This is a genomic window from Paludibaculum fermentans, from assembly GCF_051172195.1.
In the GTDB taxonomy this organism is placed as follows: domain Bacteria; phylum Acidobacteriota; class Terriglobia; order Bryobacterales; family Bryobacteraceae; genus Paludibaculum; species Paludibaculum fermentans_A.
The window spans coordinates 79,621-98,602 of record NZ_JBPJAQ010000003.1; the positions used below are offsets into that span (position 1 = coordinate 79,621).

General features: G+C 64.3%; 13 protein-coding genes. 7 read left to right on the top strand and 6 right to left on the bottom strand.

Annotated features, from left to right (window positions below; genetic code table 11):
* Positions 1 to 20: 20 nt before the first annotated feature.
* Positions 21 to 3,506 carry a TonB-dependent receptor domain-containing protein gene (locus tag ACR9Y2_RS34340; RefSeq protein WP_435046424.1) on the bottom strand — a complete coding sequence of 1,162 codons (3,486 nt, stop codon included), beginning with the start codon at positions 3,504 to 3,506 and terminating at the stop codon, positions 21 to 23.
* 401 nt (positions 3,507 to 3,907) lie between these two features.
* On the opposite strand from ACR9Y2_RS34340, the gene ACR9Y2_RS34345 reads away from it, so the two are divergent.
* Both ACR9Y2_RS34345 and ACR9Y2_RS34350 read left to right on the top strand, forming a co-directional pair.
* Positions 3,908 to 5,497, top strand: a complete 1,590-nt coding sequence (locus ACR9Y2_RS34345; protein ID WP_435046425.1) for a matrixin family metalloprotease — start codon at positions 3,908 to 3,910, stop codon at positions 5,495 to 5,497.
* Between the two features lie 12 nt (positions 5,498 to 5,509).
* Entirely contained in the window at positions 5,510 to 5,956 is a 447-nt protein-coding gene (locus ACR9Y2_RS34350; protein WP_435046426.1) for a DUF1648 domain-containing protein, read from the top strand.
* On the opposite strand, the gene ACR9Y2_RS34355 is transcribed toward ACR9Y2_RS34350, so the two are convergent.
* Entirely contained in the window at positions 5,957 to 7,261 is a 1,305-nt protein-coding gene (locus ACR9Y2_RS34355) for an adenylosuccinate synthase (protein ID WP_435046427.1), read from the bottom strand. It lies immediately after the preceding gene.
* A 90-nt stretch (positions 7,262 to 7,351) separates the two neighbouring features.
* On the opposite strand from ACR9Y2_RS34355, the gene ACR9Y2_RS34360 reads away from it, so the two are divergent.
* The 5 genes from ACR9Y2_RS34360 to pheT are packed head-to-tail and all read left to right on the top strand — an operon-like array spanning position 7,352 to position 12,171.
* Positions 7,352 to 7,816, top strand: a complete 465-nt coding sequence (locus ACR9Y2_RS34360; RefSeq protein WP_435046428.1) for a hypothetical protein — start codon at positions 7,352 to 7,354, stop codon at positions 7,814 to 7,816.
* A 32-nt stretch (positions 7,817 to 7,848) separates the two neighbouring features.
* Positions 7,849 to 8,457: an ankyrin repeat domain-containing protein gene (locus ACR9Y2_RS34365; protein WP_435046429.1), complete on the top strand. Its 609-nt coding sequence runs from the start codon at positions 7,849 to 7,851 to the stop codon at positions 8,455 to 8,457.
* On the top strand, positions 8,417 to 8,773 hold the full coding sequence (locus tag ACR9Y2_RS34370) for a hypothetical protein (RefSeq protein WP_435046430.1): 357 nt from the start codon (positions 8,417 to 8,419) through the stop codon (positions 8,771 to 8,773). The genes ACR9Y2_RS34365 and ACR9Y2_RS34370 overlap by 41 nt, the downstream gene beginning before the upstream one ends.
* Positions 8,774 to 8,787: 14 nt before the next feature.
* Positions 8,788 to 9,810, top strand: coding sequence for a phenylalanine--tRNA ligase subunit alpha (pheS, locus tag ACR9Y2_RS34375; RefSeq protein WP_435046431.1), 1,023 nt, complete (start codon positions 8,788 to 8,790; stop codon positions 9,808 to 9,810).
* Positions 9,811 to 9,828: 18 nt separating this feature from the next.
* Positions 9,829 to 12,171, top strand: coding sequence for a phenylalanine--tRNA ligase subunit beta (gene pheT / locus ACR9Y2_RS34380; protein WP_435046432.1), 2,343 nt, complete (start codon positions 9,829 to 9,831; stop codon positions 12,169 to 12,171).
* A gap of 89 nt (positions 12,172 to 12,260) precedes the next feature.
* Here pheT and ACR9Y2_RS34385 read toward each other — a convergent pair whose 3' ends face one another.
* The 4 genes from ACR9Y2_RS34385 to ACR9Y2_RS34400 all read right to left on the bottom strand — a co-directional run bounded on the left by ACR9Y2_RS34385 (position 12,261) and on the right by ACR9Y2_RS34400 (position 18,970).
* The gene (locus ACR9Y2_RS34385; protein ID WP_435046433.1) at positions 12,261 to 14,033 is read right to left on the bottom strand and encodes a DUF3300 domain-containing protein; all 1,773 of its coding nucleotides are present in this window, start codon (positions 14,031 to 14,033) and stop codon (positions 12,261 to 12,263) included.
* A gap of 266 nt (positions 14,034 to 14,299) precedes the next feature.
* Positions 14,300 to 15,175 carry an amidohydrolase family protein gene (locus tag ACR9Y2_RS34390; RefSeq protein ID WP_435046434.1) on the bottom strand — a complete coding sequence of 292 codons (876 nt, stop codon included), beginning with the start codon at positions 15,173 to 15,175 and terminating at the stop codon, positions 14,300 to 14,302.
* A gap of 32 nt (positions 15,176 to 15,207) precedes the next feature.
* Complete coding sequence (locus ACR9Y2_RS34395; RefSeq protein ID WP_435046435.1) at positions 15,208 to 16,578, bottom strand: DUF1552 domain-containing protein; 1,371 nt, start codon at positions 16,576 to 16,578, stop codon at positions 15,208 to 15,210.
* A complete protein-coding gene (locus ACR9Y2_RS34400) occupies positions 16,565 to 18,970 on the bottom strand; it encodes a DUF1592 domain-containing protein (RefSeq protein WP_435046436.1) in 2,406 nt (801 codons plus the stop codon). The genes ACR9Y2_RS34395 and ACR9Y2_RS34400 overlap by 14 nt, the downstream gene beginning before the upstream one ends.
* Positions 18,971 to 18,982: the final 12 nt, after the last annotated feature.

Below are 18,982 nucleotides of genomic sequence, written 5' to 3' on the forward strand. Positions count from 1 at the left end.
TGCGTGGAGGAGGAGCTGGACTACCAGCTCAGGTTGAGAACGAGCTTCACAAAGCGCGGCAGGTTGCGCTGGGTGATGTCGAGCTTGCCGAAGTTGGCATTGGTCACGTTGGTGCCATTGCTGGCGAGGCGTGAGAACCAGGGCGAATTGGTGGCGTTGACCATTTCGCCGCGGAACTGCAGCCGCATGGATTCCGTGATACGGAAGTTCTTGGCCACGGAAGCGTCGATGTTCTTGTAGCCGGGGACGCGAGCGCTGCCGAAGCGGGTGGGGAAGTCGCGCAGAGTGAAGGGCTCCTGCTGGGCGACGACGCGTTTGCCTGTGGTGGGATCGTTCCACAGATCGACATTGAAGAGGTAGCCCTGCGCCTTTTGCGCATCGGTGGGCCTGGCGTCGCCGTTCTGCACCTGCTTCACGTTGGGGTAGTCGAGCGCCCAGCCGCTCTGCAACGTGAGGTTCCAGTTCAACTGCCAGCCGCCGAGGACGGCGTCAGCTACCTTGTTCATGTTGTTGCCGAGGGAGCGGCCGCGGCCGAAGGGGAGCTCGTAGACGCCCGCGAAGGAGAACTTATGCGGGACGTCGGTTTCCTGCGCGGAGCGGTTCTCGAGGCGGCTTGAGTAGACGTCGCTCAGGTTCAGGTCCTGCGCGTTGAGCAGGCTGAGCTGTTCGAGGGTCTTGCTCCAGGAGTAGCTGGCGACGAAGGTGAGGCCGCGGGAGAAGCGCTTGGTGAGGCGCGTCTGGAGGCCGTTGTAGTTCTGGCCGCCGATGGGCAGGTTGTTGATGTTGATGCCCGAGAACTGAGGGAAGGGGAACAGCAGGTTCTGGCGGGGGATGGTGGCGCCGTTCAGGCCCGGGTTGCTGGGGATGAGCCCGGCCATGGGGTTGGCGACGGGAGCGGTGTACCAGGCGGAGTCGATGGTGCCTGACGAAGTGCGGCGGCCGAGGTAGGCGGCGGGCACCACGTTGTAGTTGCTCACATTGATGGGCAGCTTGCGGCTGATGTTGCCGGCATAGCCGATTTCCGCCAGCATGTTGCCGGGTAATTCGTGCTGGATGTCGAACGAGAACTGGTGGGTGTACGGCAGGGGCCGGTTGTAGTAGTTCACCGTCATCGACTGTCCCAGGAAGCTAGAAGCGCCCTGGCTGGCGCCGATGGGGCTGAGCAGTTGACCGCCGGGCTGATTGCTGAAGGCGTTGGTGAGATCCACGGCGGGCTTCAGGTTGCCGTCGGTGCTGGTGATGGCGTTCGTGCGCTGGCTGAAGCCCTGGGCTTCGCCGCGTTCGTTCTGGCCGAGGTAGTAGATGCCGTAACCGCCGCGGATGACCCAGGTGGGCGCAATGCGGTAGGCGGCGCCGACGCGGGGCTGCCAGTTGTTGCGGTCCGTAGCGAAGGCTCCGCGGGCCTGGCCGGCGACACCGGCGAAGGTGGGCACGCCAACGAGCGAGAGTCCGGAGGTCTGGGCGGCGATGGGGCTGGCGGTGGTGAAGTTGAAGGCGCCGAGCATGCGGTTGTAGCGCTCGACCAGCGGCTGCTCATAGTCCCAGCGAAGTCCGAAGTTCAGGGTGAGGCGGTTGTTGAGGCGCCAGTCGTCCTGGAAGAACGTCGCAAAGTAGTAGTTGCGATAGGCGGGGTCGATGTTGCGCTCGACGTAGGCGCTGTTGGGCGCGCCGAGCAGGAAACTGGCGATTTCGTTGCCGCTGACGGAGTCGGACTGCAGGGCCTTGGCCTGGGTCCAGGCGCGGCTGAAGCCATACACGCCGCTGGAGGCGCCGGGGTTGTTGGAGTTGTCGTGGTAGCGGCGGGCTTCTCCACCGAACTTCAGGGTGTGGTTGCCGCGAACGATGTTCAGGTTCGGCTGCAGGGTGTAGGTGTCGGAGGGCGAGGCATTGAACACGCTGTTGCCGGAGCCGATGGACTGATAGGTGTCGCTGAAGTCGAAGCGGGGGTACTGGAAGCGGGTGAGCTGCGACACGAGGCTGGAGGCGAAGCCAAGCGTGGCCGGATTGTAGTTGGCGCCGAAGCTGTTGCCGCTGGAGGTCTCCCAGCGGGCCAGGCCGCCGCGGAGGTTGAAGGTCATGGTGGGGGAGAGGATGGTGGTCCAGTCGGCTACCCAGTTGCGGCCGTTGCGGATGAGGGGCGCGTTGCCGGTGGGTTCGGCGGCATTGGAGCCGTTCCAGACGAGGGCGCGGTATTCGGAGAAGGGCGCCTGGCCGTAGCGGAAGTAGACCGTATTGCGGTCGTTGAGGCGGTAGTCGAGACGCCCGTTCCAGGCGTTCATGTCGGCGACCCAGCGCGACGGATAGATGTAGTTGTTGATGCGGGCGGGGCCGGTGCCGGGGGCGTTGGGGGACGGATAGTCCTTCAGGACATTGGCCGCGACGGGGTTGATGCGGTTGGTAGGAATGATGTTGCCGGCGAAGGGGGTGCGGTTGCCGGCGGCGTCGGTGGTGAGCGGGTCGTAGAGAGTGACTGCGGCGCCCTGGGCGTTCTGGAGGCCGGAGAAGTTGCCGGTGCGCCAGGCGTCGAGGGGGAAGGTGACGGCGCCGGGGTCGGCTGAACGCTGCCGCAGTCCTTCATAGGAGAGCAGGAAGAACAGTTTGTTGCGGCCGTCGAAAACCTTGGGGATGAAGATGGGGCCGCTGGCCTGGAAGCCGAACGTATTGATGTTCATGGGCGGCTTTTTGGCGCCGGCGGAGTTCAGTTCCGACTGGTTGGCGTTGAGCTCCTCAGCCTGGAAGTACTCATAGGCGGTGCCGTGGAAGGCGTTGCCGCCGGACTTCGAGACGATGGTGACGATGCCGCCGCCGGTGCGGCCGTACTGCGAGTCGTAAGTATTGGTGAGGACTTTGAATTCCTGGACGGCTTCCATGGAGGGCACGCCGATGACGTTGCGGTTGCCGCGCACGTTGCTGATGCCGTCGATGAGGACTTCGTTATCGCCCTTTTTGCCGCCGTTGATGGAGAAGCCGGACATGCCGCCGGTATCGAAGGCGCGCAGATAGCGCCAGTCGCCGGTCTTCACGACGCCGGGCATGGCCCAGGCGATCTGGAAGGGGTTGCGACCCTGGGTGGGCAGGTTGGCGATGAGCTGATTGGAGACGATCTGGCTGCGCGAGGCGGTCTCGGTCTGGAGTTGGGAGACGTCGGCCTGCACGCTGACGCTTTGCGTCATGTCGCCCACTTCGAGAGCGACGTCGGCGCGGGCCTTGTCCTGGGCTTGCAGGATGATGTTCTGGCGGAGGTACTTCTTAAATCCGGGGCGTTCGATGGTAAGGGTGTACTTGCCGGAGACGACGAAGGGGAAGAGATAGTTGCCTTGTTCGTTGGTTTCTGTGGTGGTGGCGACGTTGCGCTCCACACTGGTGAGGACGACGGTAACGCCGGGAATGGGAGCGCCCACCGGATCGCTCACCACGCCAGCGAGACTGGCACGCACTTCCTGCGCATATGTTGGGATGGCCGCGATGACAGCCGCGGCTAGAAGCATTCGAAGTTTCTGTTGCATGGTTCCTCTGCACGGAAGAAAGCGGGGCTACGTACGTGGCCCCAGCTTTTGTTCTGGGTAGAGACTAGCACACTTAGAGGCCTTGAGAATGAATAGGATGCGAAGGTATTGAATGTCGGGCGGGAGGAGGGGATTGGAAGTGCAGGCCATGCAAGGAGAAACGGAGCAGGGAAGAAAGGGAGAGGACCGGCCAAGCCGCTGGAGGGCTGCGGAAAGACGGGCGGATTGGGCGGGTTGGTGATTGGATAGGGCCATTCGAGAGGAAAACATCTCGGACTTTCAGGACTTATGTTCTGGCTGGATACAAATATCACATTGTGAAGCGGGCGACGCAGGATCCGAGTTTCGATGCGGCTCATTTTTCCTCACGAGGCTGACGCTTATCACGATGAGGGAATCGTATGAAAGGCGAGCGCACAATCCTGGCTATCCTCCTCCTTGCCGGTGGTTGCCCGCTCGCCGCCAAGGCGCAGGAGGCGGTGCTCCGATTGAAGGCGGGTAGTGCGCCCCTGATGGGGGACGCAGGTGTGGGCGGCGTCCGGCGGACAGATTGGAATCGTCGACATCGGATCATCCAGTTCAGGGTGCGACCGGCGGAGAGTGAGCTGGCGATGCTGCGGGCGGCCGGGTTCCGGTTGTTGGGGTATGTCCCGGACAATGCGGTGTTGGTGAGCGGTCCGGACGGTTTCGATTTCAGCGGCTGGCCGGTGCTGCGGACGGGTGAGCTGGCAGTTACGGAGAAGGTCAGCGAGCTGCTTGGACGGCACGATTCGGGGGCGGCGCTGGTTGAGTTTCACGCGGATGTGGCCGACTGGACGGCCCGGTTGATTGTGCTGCAACTGGGGCTGGAAATCAGCGAGAATCCGGATCTTGGCTCGCATCACCTGATGGTGCGCGGGCCGGCGGCGCGGGTGCGATCGCTGGCGGAGTGGGACGAGGTGGCGCGCGTATTTCCGGCGGCGGATGAGCTGCTGCGGGGCGAACGGGTGATCGCGTGCGAGCATGGCGGGCTGGGGGTTGAAGGCCTGCAGGCAGCGGCGAACCTGGTGGCCATGTATGGAGATGGGTGGGACGGGCCTGGCCTGGGGGCGGCCTCGTTGTACTACTATTTCGGGCCGATGCCGATGGGCTTGCCGGTGGCTGATGTGCAGAGGGAATTACGCGCTGCGCTGCAGGCGTGGTCGAGCGTGGTGCAGTTGCATTTTTCGCAATCGTATACGGCCCGGCTGCGGAGGCAGGTCGAGTTCGCCTGGTTCACCGAGAGCCACGGGGATGGGTACAGCTTCGACGGGCCGGGTGGGGTGCTGGCGCACAGCTTCTATCCTCCGCCGAATGCGGAGCCGGTGGCGGGGGATCTTCACTTCGATGCGGCGGAGCCCTGGAAAACCGGCTCGGATATCGACATCTTCTCCATCGCGCTACACGAGTTGGGGCATGTCCTGGGCCTGGGGCACAACGATGATCCGAGCTCGGTGATGTATCCCTACTACCGGAGGGTGAATGGCCTGCGTCCGGCGGATATTGTGGAGATCCGGAAGTTGTACGCGGCGGTGACGACGACGGTGGAGCCTGGTGTGCCAGTGGTGCCGCCAGTGGTCCCGGTGGTGCCTCCGCTGATTCCGGCTATGCCGGTGAATCCGGTTGTGCCGGTGAGTCCGATCGTCCCGAGTACGCCTGCCGCGCCTGTTCCGGCGCCGGCCGTGCCCACGGGGGACAAGACCGCGCCGTCGGTGACGATCACCGCGCCGGCTTCCGCGGTGAGTATCACGAGTGCGAGCAGCATTACGGTACGCGGGGTGGCGACGGACAACACCGGGGTGGTGAAAGTGAGTTGGAATAGTAGCGCCGGCAGCGGAGCGGATGCCGTGGGTACGGCTTCGTTCACGGCAGGGCCGATTGCGCTTTACGTCGGGATCAACACGATTACCGTGAGGGCGTGGGATGCGGCGGGGAACCAGAGCTGGCGGAGTATGACGGTGACGCGTAAGTAATAAGATAACGGCATGCTCGACGTAGTGCCGTTTGGCGGGATGCAGTGGCCCCTGGAAGGGCTGGCTCTCTTGTTTCTGTTGGCGGGGGTGATCCTGCCGTTCTCACAGTGGAGTACGCTGCCGGCCAGGATCCCCAGCCATTTCAATATCATGGGCAAGCCGGACCGGTGGGGCGGACGTTGGGTATTCGTGTTCTTTGCCGCTCTGCAGATCTTCATCTACTGCATGTTTAGCCTGCAGGGTCGCAGCTTGGATTACCTGTCGGGAGAACCGCTGCCGTTCACGGCGGTCGCGTTCCTGATGCTATGGACCAAGCTGGTGATCGAGGGGTTGTTCTGCTACCTGATCTGGACGATGATCCGAGTGGCTCGCGCGCAGGCGGAGAAAGCAAACATCTTCCTGATGCTGCTGTTCTCCGCGCTGCTGGTAGCGCCGATCCTGCTGTTGAAAATGAAGTAGTTAGCCGAGCAGTTTTTCCATCTTCGAGCCGGCCCGGACGATGGTCTGGGTGCGCTCGGGCCCGGTGGAGACGCAGCCCACTTCAACGCCGGTCTTCTCTTCGAGGAAAGCGATGTAATCCTTGGCCTGCTGGGGCAGTTCGTCGTAGGAGGTGATGTTGACGGTGGGTTGAGGCCAGCCGGGCAACTCCTCGTAGACGGGCTCGATCTTCTCCATCAGGGCATTCTCGGGCGGCATGGTGTCCATGAGTTCGCCGTTGACTTTGTAGGCGGTGCAGACCTTGATGGACGGTACGCCGTCGAGCACGTCGAGCTTGGTGACGATGAGCGAATCGAAGCCATTCACCATGGCGGTGTAGCGGAGCAGGGGGGCGTCGAACCAACCGCAGCGGCGTGGGCGGCCGGTGACGGAGCCGAATTCGCGGCCGGCCTGGCGGATGCGTTCGCCTTCGGGACCGAAGTCTTCGGACGGGAACGGGCCGGCGCCGACGCGGGTGATGTACGCCTTGGAGACGCCGAGGATACCGTCGATCTTGGTGGGCGGGACGCCGGTGCCGGTGCAGGCGCCGCCGGCGGCCGCGCTGGAACTGGTGACGAAGGGATAAGTGCCGAAGTCGATGTCGAGCATCGTGCCCTGGGCGCCTTCAAAGAGAACGCGCTTGCCGGCGGCGATGGAGTCGTTGAGCAGTTTGGCGGTGTCGCAGACGACGGGTCGAATGCGCTCGGCCATCTGCTTGTAGCTTTCGCGGATCTCCTCTATTTTGAGGTCATTGGCGATGCCGAAGGCCTTGGCGGTGGTGGCTTTGTCTTCGCCGAGAAAGTCGTAGAGCTTGTCGAAGACGGCAGGGTTGAGCAGGTCGGCCATGCGGATGCCGCGGCGGCCGATTTTGTCCTCATAGCAGGGGCCGATGCCGCGGGAGGTGGTCCCGATGGCGGTGCGGTCCTCGCGGCCTTCGCTCACCTTCTCCACCATGCGGTGGAAGGGGAAGATGACATGGGCGCGGTTGGAGATGTGGATCTGCCCACGGACGTCAACGCCCGCCTTTTCCAGCATTTCCATCTCTTCGAGGAGGGCGAGGGGGTCGATGACAACGCCGTTGCCGATGACCACCTGTACTCCCGGGTGAAGTACGCCGCTGGGAATGAGTTTGAGGACGAACTTTTTGTCGCCGACCTGTACGGTATGGCCGGCGTTATGGCCGCCCTGGTAGCGAGCCACGACATCGAAGTTCTCAGAAAAGAGGTCGACGATCTTGCCCTTGCCTTCGTCGCCCCACTGCGCGCCCAATACAATCAGATTGCTCATTGTTCTAGGACCAAACTTATTATTGTATCGCAGGGCGGGCCGCGGGCCCGGAATTGAAGCAAGCGGGGGGCCTCATGGTAATCTCTCTTTGTGACGAAGTTGTGTGACGTGTTCCTCTCGCAGGGCGAGAGCGGCTTTACCGACGTGCTGCGCAGCGTGTCGATGAGCCGCCTGCGCACCTTCCAAATCTATGAGCACATTAAGGTGCGGACGCGGTTGGTGAAGCTGAATAGTGAGAACCTGCGCAAAGCGGCTCCGCGGCTTTGGGCGCGGCTCTCCGAGCAGGATGAAGATCTGGCGGCCGATCTGTCGCAAGCGATCCTGGTATCGCATCTCGACATGATTATTGCGGCGCTGGACCTGCTGGGCGTGCCCCACCAGGACGGTTTCTTCGCCAAGGACGCCGATATCAGCACCCACCTGACCGAGGGCTGGCAGCAACGCGCCTTTGACGGGTTGAAGGACAAGTATCCGGCGGCCGTGCTGAAGTTCTACCTGAACCACCTGGCGGTGGAGACTGGTCATTCGAGCGAAGTCTTTGTACCTCAGCAGTAGGGGCTGATCGCCCCGGTCGGGAGGGAGCAGGCATGACCGCCATTGAAGCCATTCGCAGCGGCGACCTGGACGGGTTGAAGGCATTGCTGGCCGTCGACGCGGCTGCGGTCGATGAGCGCGACGAAAATGGCGTACCGGCGGCGATGCTGGCCCTATACTTACGGCAGCGCGCTTGCGCCGATGCGTTGATCGAGGCCGGTGCTGCCGTGGATTTCCCGCTGGCCTGCGCGCTGGGCCTGGCCGAAGAGGTGGTGCGGTTCCTGGACGCGTGTCCGGAGCTGCTGGCAGAACGCACGGCCGACGGCTGGACACCGCTGCACCTGGCGGCCTTTTTCGGTCAACCGGCGGTGGCGGGCCTGCTGATTTCGCGTGGCGCCGATGTGCTGGCGCGGTCTACGAACAAGATGGAAAACCTGCCTATTCACGCGGCGGCGGCTGCGCGTCAGGCGGCGATCGTCGAACTGCTTCTGGACGCGGGTACGCCCGCAAATGCTACGCAGCATGGCGGTTATACGGCTCTGCACAGCGCGGCCCAGAATGGGGATCAGGCCACGCTGAACCTGCTGCTGCTGCGCGGCGGGGATATGAATCTGGCTGCCGATGATGGTAAAACTCCTGCTCAGCTTCTGCCTGCCGCTTAGCCTGTACGCGCAATGCGCGGCACCGGCCAACCGGCTGAGTACCGCGTTCAGCTGCACGGTTACGGCTGAGCGGTTGATGGCTCCGGTGAAGGTGTTTCTGGCCGAGCGCGTGAAAGGCGGCGAGATCGAGACGGAGAAGAGCCGCGTGGTGGCGCACAACAAAGCCGAGACGGTGGCGGTCTGGCTGACTGAGGGAAAGAACGGCGAAATCAAGGTGCGGGTGGAAGTGCGGCCGGCGGATTCGGCTCCACTGCTGGGCGAATCGGCTGATTCGGCGCGCGCTTTGCAGCGCTTTCTCGTGCGCGCGTTACAATAGTCGTTTCACCCCAAATGCTGGATTCCACGCTGTCAGAACTGGAAACGCGGGCGGTGTCGCTGATTGAAGCGGCCGCCGATGCCGAAGCCCTGGAGACCGCTCGTGTCGAGTTTCTGGGCCGTAAAGGCTCGCTGGCGAACATCGGCAAGGACATGGGCAAGATGGCGCCCGAGGACCGGGCCCGTGTCGGCAAGCTGTTGAATGCGGTCAAGCAGAACCTGGAGTCGCGTTACGAGTCGCGCAAGGCTGCTTTTGAGCGCGCGGCGCTGGATGCGCGGCTGGCGGGCGAATGGCTGGACCTGACCATGCCGGCGCCGGGCACACGGCCGGGCTCGCTGCATCCGCTGACCCTGATCCAACGGGAGTTGGAGGAGCTGTTCACGTCGCTCGGCTTTGCCGTGGTGGACGGGCCGGAGGTGGAGACGCCCTGGCACAACTTCGACGCCCTGAATATTCCGCCGTCGCATCCGGCGCGCGACGCGCAGGATACGTTCTGGCTGGAGGACACGCTGCTGCTGCGGACACACACGTCTCCGGTGCAGGTGCGGGCGATGGAGAAGTTTGGAGCGCCGCTGCGGATTATCGCTCCGGGGCGGGTGTTCCGCAACGAGGAAGTGGACGCGAGCCACGAGCACACCTTCTACCAGTTGGAAGGCATGATGATCGACCGCGACGTGAGCGTGGCGCACATGCTGTATTTCATGAAGTCGCTGCTGACGGCGATCTTCAAGAAAGACGTGGAAGTGCGGCTGCGGCCTGGATTTTTCCCGTTTGTGGAGCCGGGGTTTGAGCTCGACATCCAATGCCTGATCTGCGGCGGGCCGGGCTGCCCGGTGTGCAAGCAGAGCGGCTGGGTGGAGCTGCTGCCGTGCGGGCTGGTGCATCCGAACGTGCTGCGGTCGGGCGGCATCGATCCGGACGAATGGAGCGGGTTCGCGTTCGGACTCGGACTGACGAGGCTCGTGATGATGCGCTATGGCATCGACGACATCCGTCACCTGGCCAGCGGAGATCTCCGCTTTCTGCAGCAGTTTTAGTCAGCGAGGAACGTCGAAGTGAAGTTCTCCTACAACTGGATTCATGAGCTGACGGACGGCCTGGGGATCGACCCGCCGGAACTGATGAAGCTCATTACGATGAAGACCGCGGAGTGCGAGGGCGTGGAAGAGCACGCTCCGTGGCTGGCGCAGGTGTGCGTGGCGCGGGTGATTTCGGTGGAGCTGATTGAGGGCAGCCACAATGTGAAGGCGCTGGTGGACGCGGGGCCGGTGCACGGGCAGAAGCAGGTGGTGTGCGGCGCTCCGAACTGCCGGCCGGGCGTGCTGACGGCGTATGTGCCGTCGGGCGTGACGGTGGCGGGTGGGAAAGAGATTCGCAAGGCCACCATCGGCGGCGTGGAGAGCGACGGCATGCTGGCGTCCGGCGATGAGCTGGACATCAATCGCGACCATGCGGGGATTCTGGAGTTGACCGGCGTGGAGCCGGGCGAACCGATTCCGGGCTGCGCGCCCGATGCGGTGATCGAGGTCGACAACAAGAGCCTGACGCACCGTCCGGATCTGTGGGGGCATCACGGGATGGCGCGCGAGGTGGCGGCGATCTCGGGTGTGAAGCTGAAGGATCCGGTGGACCTGACGCTGATCCCGCAGGGCGAGCCGGCGTGGCATGTGGACATCCGCGATTTCGAGCTCTGCCCGCGGTACTCGGCGCTGGTGTTTGAGAACGTGAAGGTGGGGCCGTCGCCGCTATGCCTGCAGCAGCGGCTGGAGGCGGTGGGTTTGAATCCCATCTCCAACGTCGTCGACGTGACGAACTTCATCATGGCGGAGCTGGCGCAGCCCATGCACGCCTTCGATGCGGACTGGCTGCACGGCGAAACGATCATCGTGCGGCGCGCTGGGGAAGGTGAAGTCTTCAAGGCGCTCAACGATGAGTCGTACACGTTGAACACGTCGAACCTGGTAATTGCGGATGCCAACGGAGCCGTAGCGTTGGCAGGTGTGATCGGCGGAGCCGGGTCGGCCATCAACGACAAAACGACGCGGATCGTGCTGGAGAGCGCGAATTTCCAGGCGGCCAACATCCGCATGACGTCCTCGGCGGTGAAGATCCGGACCGATGCCTCGATGCGGTTTGAGAAGGCGCAGGATCCGCTGAACACGGTGCGGGCGCTGGCGCGGGCGGTGGCGCTGTTGCAGGAAGTGGCGCCTGGTTGCCGGCTGGTGGGCGGTTTGGTGGATAGCTGGCAGGCTGCTGCGGTGGCTCCGCCGATTGAGCTGCCGATGACGTGGCTGGTGCGCAAGCTGGGCCGGCCGATTGGGGCCGATGAGGTGCGCGGGATCCTGGAGTCGTTGGAGTTCCTGGTGGACGAGACGGCGCCGGGCGTGTTTTCGGTGACCGTGCCGACGTGGCGGGCGACGAAGGACATCACGATCAAGGACGACCTGCTGGAAGAGGTGGGCCGCATGATCGGGTATGCGACGGTGCCGCCGGTGGCTCCGCTGCAGCCGGTGAAGCAGCCGTGGGTGAACGAAGAGCGGCAGTTCCATCATTCCGTGCGGGAGTTAGTGGCGGCGCAGGGATTCACTGAGTCGTACAACTACTCGTTCCTGAGCGAGGATGCGGCGCGTCAGTTCCACTTCGAGCCGGGCGCGCACCTGCGGGTGATCAACCCGATCAGCAGTGAGCAGAGCCTGATGCGGCTGAGCCTGCTGCCGGGGATCCACCGGAATCTTGTCGAGAACGCGAAGCGGTATGAAGAGTTCCGGCTGTTCGAGATCGGCAATGAGATCCACAAGCGGGGTCCGGGCGAGCTGCCGAACGAGGTGCCGCACCTGATGGCGGCGCTGTACAGCAAGGGTGACGGCAAGGCTGGCCTGTTCGAGTTGAAGCGACTGGCGGAGTGCCTGATGCCGGGCTGCACGGTGACACCGGCGGAGTCCGGGCCGAACCAGCATCCGGCGCGCTGTTCGACGATTGAGTGGCGTGGCGAGACGGCGGGCACCCTCTATGAGTTGCATCCCTCGCTGATGGATACGGGCCGGGCGGCGATTCTGGATGTGAACCTGGCGGTGCTGTTCCGCCTGGGGCCGGCGCCCCGGCGGTATAAGCCGCTGCGGCGATATCCGACCAGCGAGTTCGACCTGTCGGTGATTGCCGGGCTGCGGGATTTGTGCGGCACGCTGGAGACGAAGATCCGGAATGCGGCCGGGCCGCTGTGCGAGAAGGTGCGGTTCCTCTATGCGTACCAGGGTAAGCCGCTGGCGGACGACCAGCAGAGCCTGAGCTTTCGGGTGACGGCGGGTGCGGCGGACCATACGCTGTCGAACGAAGAGGTGACGGGTATTCGCAATGCGATTATTGCGGAGCTGGCTTCGGCGGGATTTGAACTGCGGTAGGGCTGCTTCGAGACTGAGTTGGAAATGCGAAACCCGCCGGATTGCTCCGGCGGGTTTCGCGTTTGAAGGATGAATCTCAGCGGGTGAAGTTAGCGTCCACGATGGCCGCCGCCACCACCACCACCCGAGCGTCCGCCGCCGCCGCCGGAGAAGCCTCCGCCGGAAGAGCGTCCGCCGCCAGAGAAGCCGCCGCCGCCACCGGAGGAACGGCCGCCGGAGAAGCCGCCGCCACCGCCGCCGAAACCACGGCTGGGGGCTGAGAAGCCGCCACCACCGCCGAAGCCGCGGGAGCCGCCGGAAGGAGCGGGCGACGAGTAGCTGCGGCTGGGCGCCGAGGAGGATCTCGGAGAAGAGAACCCGCCGCCACCGCCGCCAAAACTACGCGGGCTGGAGAACGAGCCCGACGAGGATCCGGAGGAGAAGTTCTGCCTCTGTGAAGGCGCCGAACGGGGGGACGAGAACCCGCCGCCGCCGTTGCTGCCGCCGCTGCGCGGGGCCGAGTAGTTGGAGCCGCCGGACCGCTCGCTGGAGCGCGTGCTCCAGGAGCCCTGCGAAGAGCCGAAGCCGCGACCGCTCTGCATTTCAGCGCTGCCGCGACCGCCGGAGTTCGGAGAAGACATACGCGGGGAACCGGAGTCGCCGCGGCTGTTGGTTCCGAAGTTGGAGCGTCCGCCCTGCTGGCTGCGGTTGCCGTCGCCGAAGCTGCGCCAGCCGCTGTTGGAGTTCGAGGAGCGGCCCGTCGCGTTCTCGCGTCCACCACCGCCGCGGTTGCCGTCGCCGGAGGATCTCCAGCCGCCGTTGCTGCCGCCGTTGCGGTTGAAGCTCGAACCGTTGTTGCGGGGCGAGTCGTAGCGGCTGCCGCTCCAGGGGCCGCGGCTGTTGCGTCCGCCGCCCGCATAACCACCGCCACTGAAGCGGCTGGCTACGTTGCGGTTGGGGTAGGCGACGCCCCAGCGATGACCCGGGTTGTGCGCCCAAGCGGCGCGTCCGGAGTAGCCGCGGCCGTAGTAGCCACGGTAACCGCCGTAGTCATATCCGCGATAGCCATAGTGATTGAAGAAGCTGAAGTTGAGGTAGAGTCCGCGGCCGAACCAGCCGCAGTTCCAGCCCCAACCGCCCCAGCCGCCCCAAGACGGGTAGTAGGAACTCATGTAGAGACCCGGGCCCCAACCGAAGCCGAAGGAGAACCAGCTGGGGTACCACATTTCAGGGTAGTAGCCGTAAGCAGGCGGGCCCCACACATAAGAGGGCTGGTAGACGGGGACGTAGATCACCTGCGGATCGGCCGGCATGATCTGGATCGCGTCCTGGCCATCCTGCGTCTCGGTGGTCACCACCTGCTGCTGAGAGTTGGTGAGCTTGCCGTTGGCCCGAGCCCGTGCGCGGAGGTCCTGCACGGCGCCCATGACGTCGGCCTGCTGGGCCAGGAACGCGTTGCCGAGGTCAGTGGTCCAGCGGATGTCATTGGCCAACAGGCCGAGAGCATCCGGGAAGGCGACCAGAGCCTGGACGCTGGGGTCCCAGTTCTGTTGCTTGGCGGCATCGATCAACTGCGAGCCCTGGAGATTCTTGTTGTCAGCCAGCCACTGGTGGGCTTCGACGATCTCGAGGGGATAGGTACTGGCGGCGAGCACCTGGCTGAGCAGCGGATCGGGGTAAAGCGCGATGGGCGCGACCAGGTTGCTCATTTGCTGCCGGGAAAGCTGCGGAGCGGCCTGCGCGGCGGCATCCTGCACATCCGCGGGAGGCGCCGACACGGTGTCCGCCGGTTCCTGGCCGTAGCTCACGGGCAGAGCGACCAGCAGCGCGAAGAGTGCTGCTACGGTGCGCTGGGTTGCTGTCCGACTCCACAGTGAACTCATTTTCTTCCACCTTTCAATGCCTGTTCGAAGGCTTCGCTGTTCTATGAGCAAACTGAGGTCCACTCTCTAAGTGTTGCAAAAAGGCTACTTCCGATATGCTTCCGGACGGCCGGCCCGGCTGAAAACCACCACTGAGGTTGGGATCGGCCACCTGGCTGGAAAGTAACCGGGCAATCCACCCCGGTCGATCTTACGCGCCCTCTCTTCCTGACTACGGCGTGCCATCGTCTGACCGCGTCTTGTCTTCTCCGAGTTTTCGCCTCATCTCAGGAAGGGATCCGGTATGCGGTTTGGGCATTCTTCCAGAAGAACTTATCGGCAGCAGCCGGGCCCCTGGCGGCAAAGTAGGACTGAACGACCCCGAGGATTTGGGGATATGGCGCAATCAGGTCGCTGACCGGCCAGTTGCTGGCATAGACCAGGCGGTCCTCCCCGAAGGCGGCCCACAGTTCATCCAGCGACTCGCGGTAGAAGGCGGCATCGACCGGTACACGTTCATCGACACGCCGGAGCACGCCCGAGACTTTGGCGTAGACGTTGGGGCGGCTGTTGAGGGCCGCCAGCGCCACGCCATCCTTGGGCGCGTCGTTCGGCAGGTGGTTGAGCACGATGCGGAGCCCGGGTACGCGGTCTGAGAGTCGAGCCGTGTCCGCGAAAGGCGCGCGTCCACCCAGGACGTCGAGTTCGAGGTTCGCTCCGGCCAGGCGCTTCATGTCCTCCAGGAATGCCGGATTGCCGAGCTCCTTCGCCAGCACGGCTCCGCCGAGGCGGATGCCGAGGAACAGGCGATGTTTCCGGAAGCGCTCGAGGTTGGCTGCGAACCCGGGGCGGCCTGGGTCGAGATGGCCGACGAAGCCGCGGATGACGGGGTGATCCTGTGCGAGATCGAGGATCCACTGATTGTCTTCGAGCCAGGGACTGGCTTCGACTACGATGGTGCCTTCGACGCCCAGCGGCGCCGTGAGTTTCTGGAACTCAGGCGGCAGCACCGTGCGATAGAGCGTCTGGTTGTCCTTTGGCGGCCAGGGGACGCCCTGGGCGCGTGAGGGATCGTAGAAATGCGTGTGGGTGTCGAGAATCCGCTGCCCACCCGCGAAGGCGGGCAGTGCGGCGGCGGTGCCAAGGAACGTGCGGCGGTCCATCTCGACCTAGAGTCTATCGAGCCTAACGCCGGCTAGGCAGTGAGGTCAGTCAGTCGCGGCAGCCGGCCGCTGCTGTCGCCGAGCGATTCCGCCTTGACGCCGGCGGTATCGAGCAGGGAGAGGAATAGGTTGTTCAGCGGCGTCTCCTTGGGGTATCTCACGTGGCGGCCCATTTTGAACGCGCCATTGGCGCCGCCGGCCAGCAGCAGAGGGAGATCGTCGTGGGCATGGGCGTTGCCATCGCTGAGGCCGCTGCCATAGACGATCATCGTGTGGTCGAGCATGGTGCCGTCGCCGTCGGGCAGCGACTGCAGGCGCTTGAGGAAACCGGCGAACAGCTCGGCGTGCAGGCGGTTGATCTTCGCCAGTTTGTCGATCTTCTCCTGGTTGCCCATGTGGTGCGAGATGCCGTGGTGGGCGTCGGGCACGCCGATGGAGCGGTAGGTACGGTTGCTGCCCTCGCGCGCGACGAGGTAAGTTGCGACGCGCGTGGAGTCGGTCTGGAACGCCACGGTCATGAGATCGAACATGAGGCGGGCGTACTCCTCAAACGTGACCGGGACGCCGGCCGGCTTGGGCATGCTGGGGTCGTTCGACTTGTCGTTGCGGTTCTCGATGTCCTGTTTTTCCGCGATCTGGATGCGATGCTCGATCTCGCGGACGGAGCCCAGGTATTCGTCGAGCTTGAGCTGATCGGTGACGCCGAGGGAGCGACGCAATTTGAAGGCGTCCTCGAGTACAAAGTCGAGCAGGCTGCGATCCTGTTTCGCCAGCTTGAGGCGAGTGGCGCGGTCGTGGAGTTCGCCATCGCCGAAGAGGCGTTCGAAGACGGCGCGCGGGTTCAGCTCAGGCGGCAGGGGTGTCTGTTCGGAGCGCCAGGAGATGGAGTTCGTGTAGGCGCAGCTATAGCCGCTGTCGCAGTTGCCCACCAGGCCGCCGCCTTCCAGGCCGAGTTCGAGGGAAGGGAAGCGGGTGGCCTGGCCGATGGCCTGGGCAGCCACCTGGTCGACGGAGATCCCGTTGTGAATGTCGGCGCCCTCGGTCTTGCGGGGATGGAAGCCAGTGAGATAAGACGCGGCGGCGCGGGCGTGGTCGCCGGGCCCGTCGCCCAACGCGCGGCCGTTGTTCTGGGTGAGCCCGCTGAGGACCATGATCTGTTCACGTACGGAGGCGAAGGGCTCCAACGCACCGTTGAGGGCGAAGTCGCGGCCTTCCGCTTCCGGGGTCCAATGCTTCATCACAATACCGTTGGGGACATAGACGAAGGCCATGCGCAGCGGTGCTGCCTTGGCCGCTCCGCGGGCCAGCGCCGGCACCATGGCATCGAGGGCCGGCAGGGCGAGGGCGGAGCCGAATCCGCGCAGCAGGGTACGGCGGGAGAGCGCCTTCTTACTCAGCAGCATTGGGTTTTTCCTTGGAAACCGGTTTGACCGGACGTTGCGGACCTTCGCTGGAGATCTGGGTGGCGCGCCGCATGCGGAAAGGCGCGCTATTGGTGATGCCGAGGACGATGGACGAGATCTGGTAGTTGCTGCCGGCCGCGTCGCGCGTGATGGCCCGGATCAGCGGCTTGTCGGTTCGTTCCACGCCGCGGCCGAGGGCGTAGGTCATCAGCTTCTCGGTGAAGCAGAGGACGAATTCCTGCGGATTGTCACGGAGAATCTTCTTCAACTCGGCGGCGTTTTTAAAGCTGGAGCCGGAGGGGAGCTTGCCGCTGGAGTCGATGGGGAAGCCACCGTCCTTAGTGCGGTAGCGGCCGATGGCGTCGTAGTTTTCGAGTGCGAAACCGATGGGATCCATCTTGGCGTGGCACGCGGCGCAGGACGGATTCGCGCGGTGCTGTTCGAGCTGCTGGCGCATGGAAACCGTGGTGCCCAGGCCGGCTTCCTGCAATGGCGGAACATCGGGCGGAGGCGGGGGCGGCGGCGCGCCCAGCAGGTTCTCCAGCACCCACTTGCCGCGAATGACGGGGGAGGTGCGCGTGGGGTAAGAGGTCACAGTGAGGACGCTGGCCATCGTCAGTACGCCGCCGCGGCTGCCATCGGGCAACTCCACACGGCGGAACTGACGGCCTGCGACATTGGGGATTCCATAGAACTTCGCCAGACGTTCGTTGAGGAAGGTGAAGGGAGCATCGAGGAAGTCGACGACGCTGGCGTCCGATTGCAGCAAGGCCTCAAAGAAAAGCTCCGTCTCGCGAGTCATGTCCTGGCGCAAGCCCTGATCGAAACCCGGAAACTTCTCCGGGTCGGGCTTCATGGCGGAGAGGTTCCGCAGATGCAGCCACTGGCCGGCGAAGTTCTCGGTGAGAGCGTGCGCCCTGGGGTCCTTCAACATGCGGCGGACCTGCGCCTCGAAGACCTCCGGCTTGTTGAGCTCACCGCGTTCGCCCAGGCTGAGCAGGGGCTCGTCGGGGATGGAGCTCCAGAGGAAGAACGAGAGGCGCGACGCAAGTTCGAGGCTGCTGAGCGGATAAGTGGATCCGGGTTTGGCCGTAGCGGGATCCTGCTCGACGCGGAAAAGAAAGTTAGGCGAAACGAGGATCGCCTTGAGGCCAAGCTCGATGCCGCCTTCGTATTCACCGGAGTCCTGGCGGCCCATGCGGTAGAACGTCATGAGCTTGACGGACTCTTCCGGGGTGACGGGCCGGCGCCAGGCACGGCGTGCCAGACGGGACAGGATGCGCGCGGCACAGGCGTCTTCGGTGCGTCCGGGACCTGGGGTGCAGGTTAGGATGGCGCGGCGGCTGGGCTTATCGGGATTGGGCTTGGCGTCGAACGGCCCACCGACTTCCACCCAGTCGACTCCGACCTGATTGCGGCGGGCGGTGCCGTTGGCGTTGAAGTCGAGGGTGGCGGTTTCGTTCTTGGAGTCGTCGCGGAGGAAGGTGGCGAGCAGCGTGTGGCGGCCTGCCGTGAGGGGCAGCCTGAACTCAACGCGGCGGCGTTCTTCGTCCTCATCATTAGCAGGGAAGTTGATGTCGACGCGCTGTAGCAACTTGCCATCCAGCCGGATGTCGAGCACGTCGGGTGCCAGGGGATCGGGGGACCCGCGGACCCGCAGGCGGAAGAGATACTCGGCGTCAACGGGGAAGCGGCGCTCCACTTCCATACCGCCGCGGGAACTCACCGGGGCGGCATCGCTGATGAGGGCATTCTGTGGAACATCGCGCGGCGCGTTCAGGCGGTCGAGCACTGGGTCGTATTTGACGCGTCCCAGGGCCTCGCGGCTCACCTTGCCGGCGGACCTCAGGTATTTCTCCATCAGCACCGGCGGCAGCGAAAGAACATCGGCAATGTTGTCGAAGCCGTAGCCGGAATCGTCGGCCGGGAAATCGTCGGCGGGGCGGAAATCGAGGGCGAGCAGATCGCGAACAGCGTTGTTGTATTCGGCGCGGTTGAGGCGATGGACTGTGACGCGGCCGGGATCGGGATTGCGCTCAGCGGCACGGTCGAGTTCGGAGCCCAGCCAGGTGACAAGCGAGTTGGTCTTCTCTTGAGGAGCGCGGGGCAGGCCAGTGGGCGGCATTTCACCCGTGCGGAGCTTACGCAGGATCTTCTCCCACTCACCGTTGTGGGCGGCGATGGAGGCAACGTCGGTGAACCCATCCACGGCGACGCCGGCGGTCTTGACGCGAGCATTGTGGCAACCGGCGCAGTACTGCTTCAGGTACGGGCGTACCTGTTCCTGGAAGGCTTTTTCCTGCTCCGGAGGTTCCGCCGCCGGCCAAGCCAAACGCGCACCGGCAGCCAGGACGGTGAACGCGGCGACAGCCCCTCCCGCGATTCGGTTCATTTCTCTTTCAGT

Excerpts from the sequence above, each read along its gene's own strand:
- ACR9Y2_RS34340 (WP_435046424.1), bottom strand. The coding sequence starts at position 3,506 with ATGCAACAGAAACTTCGAATGCTTCTAGCCGCGGCTGTCATCGCGGCC.
- ACR9Y2_RS34345 (WP_435046425.1), top strand. The coding sequence starts at position 3,908 with ATGAAAGGCGAGCGCACAATCCTGGCTATCCTCCTCCTTGCCGGTGGT.
- ACR9Y2_RS34350 (WP_435046426.1), top strand. The coding sequence starts at position 5,510 with ATGCTCGACGTAGTGCCGTTTGGCGGGATGCAGTGGCCCCTGGAAGGG.
- ACR9Y2_RS34355 (WP_435046427.1), bottom strand. The coding sequence starts at position 7,261 with ATGAGCAATCTGATTGTATTGGGCGCGCAGTGGGGCGACGAAGGCAAG.
- ACR9Y2_RS34365 (WP_435046429.1), top strand. The coding sequence starts at position 7,849 with ATGACCGCCATTGAAGCCATTCGCAGCGGCGACCTGGACGGGTTGAAG.
- ACR9Y2_RS34370 (WP_435046430.1), top strand. The coding sequence starts at position 8,417 with ATGATGGTAAAACTCCTGCTCAGCTTCTGCCTGCCGCTTAGCCTGTAC.
- pheS (WP_435046431.1), top strand. The coding sequence starts at position 8,788 with ATGCTGGATTCCACGCTGTCAGAACTGGAAACGCGGGCGGTGTCGCTG.
- ACR9Y2_RS34385 (WP_435046433.1), bottom strand. The coding sequence starts at position 14,033 with ATGAGTTCACTGTGGAGTCGGACAGCAACCCAGCGCACCGTAGCAGCA.
- ACR9Y2_RS34390 (WP_435046434.1), bottom strand. The coding sequence starts at position 15,175 with ATGGACCGCCGCACGTTCCTTGGCACCGCCGCCGCACTGCCCGCCTTC.
- ACR9Y2_RS34395 (WP_435046435.1), bottom strand. The coding sequence starts at position 16,578 with ATGCTGCTGAGTAAGAAGGCGCTCTCCCGCCGTACCCTGCTGCGCGGA.
- ACR9Y2_RS34400 (WP_435046436.1), bottom strand. The coding sequence starts at position 18,970 with ATGAACCGAATCGCGGGAGGGGCTGTCGCCGCGTTCACCGTCCTGGCT.